Genomic DNA, 8,515 nt, shown 5'->3' with positions numbered 1-8,515 from the left:
ACAGTGCTGGCCATTACGTTGCTGTTATTTGTAGGAGCCATGGGTAAATCGGCCCAGATTCCGCTCTACACATGGCTGCCCGACGCGATGGCAGGCCCAACGCCTGTGTCAGCCCTGATTCACGCAGCGACGATGGTGACGGCCGGTATCTACATGGTTGTTCGTTCGAATGTACTCTATACGCTGGCGCCACTCACGCTCGAAATTATTGGTGGAATTGCCATTGCTACGGCTCTATTGGCGGCTTCTATCGGTCTGTTACAAAACGATATTAAAAAAGTATTGGCCTACTCAACTGTATCGCAGTTGGGCTATATGTTCCTGGGGTTAAGTGCTACAGCTTACACGGCGGGTATGTTCCACGTGATTACCCACGCATTTTTCAAAGCCCTGTTATTCCTCGGTGCTGGTAGCGTTATTCACGCTATGTCTGATGAGCAGGATATTCGTAAAATGGGCGGTTTACGGAAAGCGTTACCCATTACGTTCATTACGTTCCTGATCGGTACAATTGCCATTTCGGGCTTACCTCCTTTTGCCGGATTCTTTTCAAAAGATGAAATTCTGGCGCATGTTTTCGAACACAACAAACTGCTGTGGGGATTAGGGGTTCTGGGTTCGGGCCTGACATCTTTCTATATGTTTCGACTGCTGTTCCTGACTTTCTTCGGCGAATTCCGGGGAACGGAAGAACAACGACACCATTTGCATGAGTCTCCCGCAACGATGACTGCTCCCCTCGTTGTGCTGGCCATTCTATCGGCTATTGGTGGGGGATTGAATTTGCCGGGTGGTGGGTGGCTAAGTCATTTTATGGCTCCCATATTCGATGGGTCGCGGGAGGTTAATCCGGAAGCCTTTGCCGAATCAACCATCGAACATAGCACGGAGTATATATTGATGGCCGTTTCGGCTGGCGTCGCCTTGCTGTCGCTGGTTATCGCCTACGTAATGTATGTTAGCCGTCAGGCTGTTCCAGAACCCGATGCCGCTGATCGCTCGTTGCCAGAACAGGTTGTTTACAATAAATACTACGTCGATGAGCTATACGAAACAATCATTGTGCGGCCAATTCGCGGTCTGGGTGATGTGTTGTATAGTTTCGGGGAGGGCTTAGTCGATGGCGTAGTGAATGGTGTAGCCTGGTTGGTAAAACAAAGCTCAGCTCAATTACGACTATTACAGAATGGCTCCATAGGCTTCTACGTGCTGGCGATGGTTGTTAGTATTGTCTTAATTTTTGCCCTTCGGTTTTTCATTCGATTATAAAACGGCTCCTGATTCTCAACTCGCTACGTTGCTAGCTTGGTAATCAGTAACTGAAAACGTATATAAAATGCTTACACTATTCCTGATTTTGTACCCAGTCGTAGCTGCAACGCTGATTCTGATGTTTCGCGGAGAGCGGATAAAACAGGCTGCTTTAGTGGCTGCCCTGGTTGAATTGGTCTTAGCAGGCGTGGTCCTCTTCGGATTTCGTGCGGACGCTACGTCCCAGTTCGGTTTCGACTACCCCTGGATCGGTTCATTAGGAATCCGCTTTAGTGCTGGTATTGACGGTATTAGCGTACTGCTTGTATTGTTGACAGGATTTCTGGTTCCGTTTATTATCCTGTCAACGTTTAATCGGACGTACCAGCGCCCCGCTACGTTTTATGCTCTGATGCTATACATGCAAGCGGCATTAATGGGTGTTTTCACCGCTCGCGATGGATTTCTATTCTATTTATTCTTCGAAGCTGCGCTCATTCCTATTTATTTTCTGGCCGCCATGTGGGGTGGAGATAACCGAATTTCGGTTACGTTCAAATTCTTCGTTTATACCATTTTTGGTAGCTTGTTTATGCTGCTTGCACTGGTGTATCTGTATTATCAGACACCAGCGACCAACGTAGCAGCGCATTCGTCAGCCATTGCGGATTTTTACAAACTGAAGTTAACCCCTGAGGCCCAAAACTGGGTGTTTTGGGCGTTTTTTATTGCTTTTGCCATTAAAATGCCGGTGTTTCCATTTCACACCTGGCAACCTGATACGTATGTCGAATCACCAACACCTGCTACGATGCTTTTAGCCGGTATCATGCTAAAGATGGGTGTTTATGGCGTCATACGGTTGATTTTGCCAATCGTCCCATTAGGGGTCGAAACCTGGGGCAAAACGGCAATTATACTGTCTGTTATTGGCATCCTTTATGGGGCAATTATAGCAATCCGTCAGCGCGATATGAAGCGTCTAATTGCTTATTCGTCGTTTTCACACGTTGGCTTGATGGCGGCCGGCGTATTCTCGCTTACAGAAACGGGTATGCAGGGCGCTCTGATCCAGATGCTGGCTCACGGTATCAACGTAGTAGGCATGTTTTTTGTAGCCGACGTTATTTTCTCTCGCACCAATACACGTCAGCTTGATCAACTCGGTGGTATCACCCAATCGACTCCCAAACTGACGGTATTTTTTATGATTATGCTGCTAGGAAACGTAGCATTACCACTCACAAACGGGTTCGTGGGGGAATTCCTGCTTTTGCATGGTGTCTTTACGTATAATCACTATCTGGGCTTAGCGGCTGGATTTACTATTATTTTCGGTGCCGTTTACATGCTGCGTATGTTCCAGAAAAGTATGTTTGGGCCGACCTCATCACGCACTGAGTCATTTGCGGATCTGAGTAGTTCAGAAAGCTGGGTCTTTATCCCATTAATTATAATGGTATTTTGGATAGGGGTTTATCCACAAACATTTTTAGACATTACCGAGCCTGCCGTAGCAAATCTGATGAAGTATATCGGCACGACGGCGGTATCTATGAAGTAAAGTTTAAGGTTCAGGACTCCTGGGTCTAACCTATTGAACCAGGAACATCAAACATTGAATAAAAAATATGTTTCCCATCGTTCTGTTATCAGTTTTTGGTATAGTGCTGTTGTTTCTTGGCTTTCTGAAGTCGAAAACAATTCTGCTTCCTGCTACGCTTTTGTTTCTGTTTGTTGCGGTGGTAGCTAACTTCCTTGACTGGAACAAAACGTATCTGTATTTCAACGATATGTTGCGGACCAGTAACCTTACAATGGTTTTTACCGCTATTGTGCTGGGGTCTGCATTTTTGGTTGTCGCTTTGTCGAGCAGCTTTATTGAAAGCGAGGAAGCTCAGCCTGCCGAATATTACGGCCTTATGCTCTTCTCATTAGTAGGAGCCATTATGATGATTGGCTTTGAGAATTTAATTATGCTGTTTGTTGGGGTTGAGATTTTATCAGTTGCCATGTATGTTCTGACGGGTAGCGATAAGCGAAATTTACGTTCGAACGAAGCCGCCCTGAAATACTTTCTGATGGGAGCCTTTGCAACCGGTATTATGCTGTTTGGGATGGCTTTGTTGTACGGTGCAACGGGCTCATTTACCATTGCTGGCATTGGTTCTTATGCTGCCAATCCGCAAGCTGGCCTTTCTTTGTTATTGTATGTTGGCCTGTTAATGCTGTTAATTGGTTTATTGTTTAAAGTGTCAGCCGCTCCCTTCCATTTTTGGACACCCGATGTTTACGATGGAGCGCCGACCGTATTTACAGCGTTTATGTCGACCGTAGTGAAGACTGCTGGATTTGCCGCCCTGTTTCACTTGCTGTCTGTATCGTTTACAGGGGTGTACTCGTTCTGGTGGACCATTTTAGCTGTCATAACTGCTATTACACTCGTAGCCGGGAATATTACGGCGGTTTACCAGAACAGTTTTAAGCGTATGATGGCTTACTCAAGCATTTCGCACGCGGGGTATCTGTTGATCGGATTGGCTGCGTTGGGCTCTCAAACCGAACAGGCTATTGTCTTTTATTCACTAGCTTATTCAGTAGCTACCATATCTGCTTTTGGCGTATTATTGCTGGTTGCTCAACACCGTAATACACAAACGATTACAAGCGAAGGGGTAATCACTGAAAATTTCGATTCATTTAACGGGTTAGCGCGACAAAACCCCTTGTTAGGTTTCGCCATGACCGTATCCATGCTTTCATTAGCGGGCATCCCTTTAACAGCAGGCTTTTGGGGGAAATTCTATATGTTCTCAACAGCCGTTGAACGAGGTCAAATCTGGCTACTGGTTGTTGCCGTGCTGATGTCGGCAGTTGGAATTTATTATTATTTTCGGGTTATAATCGCTATGTACTTCCGGGACGGAGCCACCGAGCCAATTCGGGTTACTCCGGTTTATCAATACGTGCTACTAGCCGCTACAATTTTGACGATAGGGTTGGGTATTGCCCCTGGGTTGTTACAGGGACTTTTTTAGATACTGTACGAGTGCCTTTTTACCGTAGACTAATTAATGCATTTTAATTGTATACGCATTTGCCTTTGATGTAGTACTTTTGAAAGCTCAATATGTATCCAACTTTTCTTATCCGCTAAAACAGTGAACGTGAGCACTATCGAGGAGCCAAAATATAAAGAATACAAAGATTTTTTCTCATTCTTTTTGATGGCTTTGCTTGGCGCGTCTATTAATTTCATTAGCCGTATTTTTTATCGCCAATTCTTCGGTTTTGACTTTGATACGAGCGTATTATGCGGATATCTGACGGCTACCGTTCTAACCTTTATTCCGACCAAGAAATACGCTTTTTCGGCTGGGAAAACGGGTAATACCGCTCGTGAAGCAGTGAAATTTCTGGGCATTTCTTTAGTCGCTCTGGTAGTGCAGGTTTACGTTGCTGCCTATACGCTGGAATGGGTGGCTACGCCGTTGTTCCCTAAGCTTGATAAAATTTACCGCGAAACAGGATCGCACGTAGTAGGGATGGGGTTTAGTTTTTTAGCCAATTATTTTGGACATAAATTACTCACCTTTCGTAGTACCGGATTTTATGATAAAATCCGGTCAGGGTCATCGAAACAAAAAGAAAGTCAGTTTTAGCTATCTTTAATTAAGCCAACGTTAATTGGCTTTTTTTGTGATGAATGCTATTTTCTGATGTTATCTAGCCGCATTTATTGGATTCGTAATAAAATAATTATATTTGCGCCGTAAACCTAAAATATCACTATAACAATAATGAAAAAAGCATTTGCTTTACTTTTTGTTGGTAGCATGCTGACGTTCGCTGCTTGCCAAAGCAAACCTAAGACAGAAGAAACAGCAGCTGATTCGACAGCTGTAATTACTACCGATACGACCGTTATGGCTAATGATTCATCTGCCGTTATAACGACTGAAACAGACACCACAATGGTTCCTGACTCCGCTAAAAAATAAGCTGAGCAGAGTTTCATCTTAGAAAAGAGCCTTATTTTGTCAAGGCTCTTTTTTTATTTATATCTTGATTACGCTTTTCTCAACCTATCTACCCGTCGCTGCGGTGGCTTATTGCCAGGAATTATGGCAACATTATCAATTTACATTTAAGGTCGTCAAGCCAAGGCGAACCCGTCTGGGCGACTTTCGGGTATTGACTTATACTCAAACTCAGATTACGGTCAATGCTAACTTAAACGCTTACGCTTTTTTGATTACCTATATTCATGAAGTCGCTCATGCTGATGTGTACAGGCAGTATAAATCTCTTCGAAAAAGAAGTTTAAAACCACATGGGAAAGCCTGGCAATTGGCGTTTCAGCGACTTATGCAGCCGCTGCTGAACGAGTCTGTTTTTCCGGCGCCCATTTTGCAACCACTACAGCAGTACTTAATTAAACCGGCAGCTACGACTTTTGCCAGCCCGGCATTAGTGTTAGCTCTGAGAGATGCAGATGATAAACCAGTAAGCAATCTGGCTACAAATTCAGTACAGTTGCGTGATGTACCGGAAGGTAAACAATTTCAGTTTGCTAAAAAGACCTACCAGCGAGGTACGTTACGTCGTACTCGTGTCGTTTGTAAAGAAGTCTCTTCAGGTAAATCATACGCTATTCTGGCTCATGTGCTTGTAGAGATTAATGAGTAATAACGGTGAGGAAGCTATAATGAATAGTGAAAATTATTTGGCCCAACTGCTCGGCAGGACAGGAGTTATTTTCTGCATACTGCATTGTGCTTTTTTCATTATTCACTTTCGCAGCTCTGCTCAATCGGTGCTAAAAACCGGGACGTGGATTAAAATTGGCGTTACGTCTTCGGGCGTCTATCGACTCGACCGGGCACGGTTAACACAGATAAATCCGGCTTTTGCTACGTCTGATCCTCGTCTATTTCGTTTATACGGAAATGGCGGAGCCGTATTACCACAGGCAAACGCTATTCCTCGTTTGACTGACTTGACGGAGAACGCTATCCAGGTAAGGGGCGAAGCTGATGGGCGGTTTGATGGGGACGACGCCGTTGTATTTTTTGGTCAGAGTCCGCATGTTATTGGGTATGATTCAACGGCCCGGCGTTTCACCCATCAGATAAATTATTACTCTGATACTACGTTCTATTTTTTGACCATTGGTACATCACCTGGTCTACGCATACCTGACCGCCCTGGAGGTGGCCTGTCGTCTACATCAGCAGTCACTACGTTCAGCGATTACCAGTTTCACGAACAGGATTTATCGAAATTATCAGCTGTCCGTTCCGGTCGGGAGTGGTTGGGGGAATATTTGACGAACGACACCACCAAAATTATACCCTTCGACGTTACAGGAATTGTTACAAACACGCCCATGCGGCTTACGGCTTCGGTAGTGGCCGGTGCTACGTCTCCAACACAGTTTCGTCTACAGGTAAACGGTCAGTTAGCGGGCAGCATCGATATGCCGACAATTGTTGGTGGGGACGATGGCAAGTATTCTTATCAGGGAATTAGCCGTACGGATACATTTCAAACCAACGTAACAACGAATACGAGTGCTTTACAGCTTGCTCTGACTTTCCGAAAAAATAGACAGAATGATGCTCAAGGCTATCTGAATTATTTATCGGTGCAATATCAGCGGGAGCTTCGCCAATACGCTAATCCGATCTGGATACGCCGTTTACAAGCTGGGCAATATACCATTCGGCAGGCTAACAATAACTTACGTATCTGGGACGTAACGAATCCGCTCGCTCCTGTTAATCAGACTTATACACTTAACACAGCTCAGGAGGCAGCCTGGAGTTTTGCCCGTTCTGGTGATTATTTCTTATTTACCGATGCGCAACATCTATCCCCTGCCTCGCTGGTAAACGTAGCCAATCAGGACGTACACGGTCAGGACGTACCAAACCTAATTATTGTTACCCCAAACGCCTGGCTAGATCAAGCTGAGCGTTTAGCGGAATTTCGGCGAGAACATGATCAGTTAGCGGTTTTAGTGTTTACTACGCAGCAGGTATATAATGAGTTCGGCTCTGGCCAGGCTGATCCCACCGCTATTCGGGATATGGTTCGGTTTTTTTATTATAAACAGCCCGATAAACTTCGTTATCTATTGTTATTTGGCGACGCTACGTATGATTACCGAAATATACTCGGTTTGTCCAGCGCGTCTCAACTGGCTAATATGATACCCGTTTACGAAAGCCGTGAATCGCTACATCCGGTTTTGAGTTACTCATCAGACGATTATTTCGGCTTTATGGGCGCTAAGGAAGGCAGCTGGGAGGAAGAAATGGTAGGGAAGATTTATCCTGGGGATGCTCCCGTCGATATTGGCATAGGCCGACTTCCTGTTAAGTCAATAGACGAAGCCCGAACGGTCGTTGATAAAATTATCCGTTACAGTTCCGATCAATCATTAACTGGCGATTGGCAAACCCGACTGACCCTGGTTGCTGATGATGGCGATTATAATGTTCATCAGTCGGATGTTAACCAAATGACGACACGTATTGAGAAAGCAGCACCTACGTACCGGCCTGAACGGGTATTTATGGATGATTACCCGCAGGAGAATACAAGTAGTGGACAAAAAGCGCCAGTTATCAATCAGTTCATTAATCAGGCTATTACCGATGGGCGGCTTATCATCAATTACAGTGGTCACGGCGGAGTATTGACACTGGCAGATGAGCAGGTTGTTACGTTGCAGGATATTCTTTTCTGGAAAAACAAGCGTTTGCCTCTGTTTGTAACAGCTACCTGCGAATTTGGGCGTTACGACAATCCGAGTATTACGTCTGGAGCTGAATTAATTCTTTTAAGCCGAACAGGCGGTGCAGTTGCGTTGCTATCTACCACCAGGCCCGTATATGCCAATACCAATCTGTTGTTAAATACGGCTTTCTATGATGCCGTGTTTAAACCAATTGATGGCCAGATGCCGCGTTTGGGCGACGTAATGCGTATCACCAAAAATAACAGCCTAAGTGGGCCGGTTAATCGAAACTTCGCGCTTCTGGGTGACCCTTCGATGCGGCTGGCTTACCCACAGGCCCAGGCAATGCTCACGCACGTAAATGGCAAGGCAATTTCGTCAACTCGGCCTGATACGTTACGTGCTTTGCAAACCGTTGAGCTTACGGGCGATATTCGGCAACTGAACCAACGCCTTTCGGACTTTTCCGGAACACTCCGCCTTAATTTATATGACAAAGCTGTAACGCATACCACGCTT

At 45.2% G+C, this 8,515-nt stretch carries 7 protein-coding genes; all 7 read left to right on the top strand.

Annotated features, from left to right (window positions below; all coding sequences use genetic code 11):
- Positions 1-1,269 (top strand): NADH-quinone oxidoreductase subunit L (locus ACOJS8_RS27770; RefSeq protein WP_420151817.1); only part of this gene is annotated, 1,269 nt, incomplete at its 5' end.
- A gap of 67 nt (positions 1,270-1,336) precedes the next feature.
- Positions 1,337-2,815: a complex I subunit 4 family protein gene (locus tag ACOJS8_RS27765; RefSeq protein WP_420151816.1), complete on the top strand. Its 1,479-nt coding sequence runs from the start codon at positions 1,337-1,339 to the stop codon at positions 2,813-2,815.
- Between the two features lie 67 nt (positions 2,816-2,882).
- The gene (locus tag ACOJS8_RS27760) at positions 2,883-4,289 is read left to right on the top strand and encodes an NADH-quinone oxidoreductase subunit N (RefSeq protein WP_420151815.1); all 1,407 of its coding nucleotides are present in this window, start codon (positions 2,883-2,885) and stop codon (positions 4,287-4,289) included.
- Between the two features lie 123 nt (positions 4,290-4,412).
- Entirely contained in the window at positions 4,413-4,913 is a 501-nt protein-coding gene (locus tag ACOJS8_RS27755; RefSeq protein ID WP_420151814.1) for a GtrA family protein, read from the top strand.
- Positions 4,914-5,051: 138 nt separating this feature from the next.
- The gene (locus ACOJS8_RS27750; RefSeq protein WP_420151813.1) at positions 5,052-5,252 is read left to right on the top strand and encodes a hypothetical protein; all 201 of its coding nucleotides are present in this window, start codon (positions 5,052-5,054) and stop codon (positions 5,250-5,252) included.
- A gap of 64 nt (positions 5,253-5,316) precedes the next feature.
- Entirely contained in the window at positions 5,317-5,940 is a 624-nt protein-coding gene (locus ACOJS8_RS27745) for a sprT domain-containing protein (RefSeq protein ID WP_420151812.1), read from the top strand.
- Positions 5,941-6,067: 127 nt separating this feature from the next.
- On the top strand, positions 6,068-8,515 hold a 2,448-nt coding region (porU, locus tag ACOJS8_RS27740), incomplete at its 3' end, for a type IX secretion system sortase PorU (protein WP_420151811.1).

Origin of the sequence: Spirosoma sp., assembly GCF_048594605.1 — a bacterium.
GTDB lineage: Bacteria > Bacteroidota > Bacteroidia > Cytophagales > Spirosomataceae > Spirosoma.
Note: the sequence above shows the minus strand (reverse complement) of the source record. Positions and strands in the feature narration are given on the sequence as shown.

Coding starts and splice junctions, on each gene's coding strand:
- ACOJS8_RS27765 (WP_420151816.1), top strand. CDS start 1,337: ATGCTTACACTATTCCTGATTTTGTACCCAGTCGTAGCTGCAACGCTG.
- ACOJS8_RS27760 (WP_420151815.1), top strand. CDS start 2,883: ATGTTTCCCATCGTTCTGTTATCAGTTTTTGGTATAGTGCTGTTGTTT.
- ACOJS8_RS27750 (WP_420151813.1), top strand. CDS start 5,052: ATGAAAAAAGCATTTGCTTTACTTTTTGTTGGTAGCATGCTGACGTTC.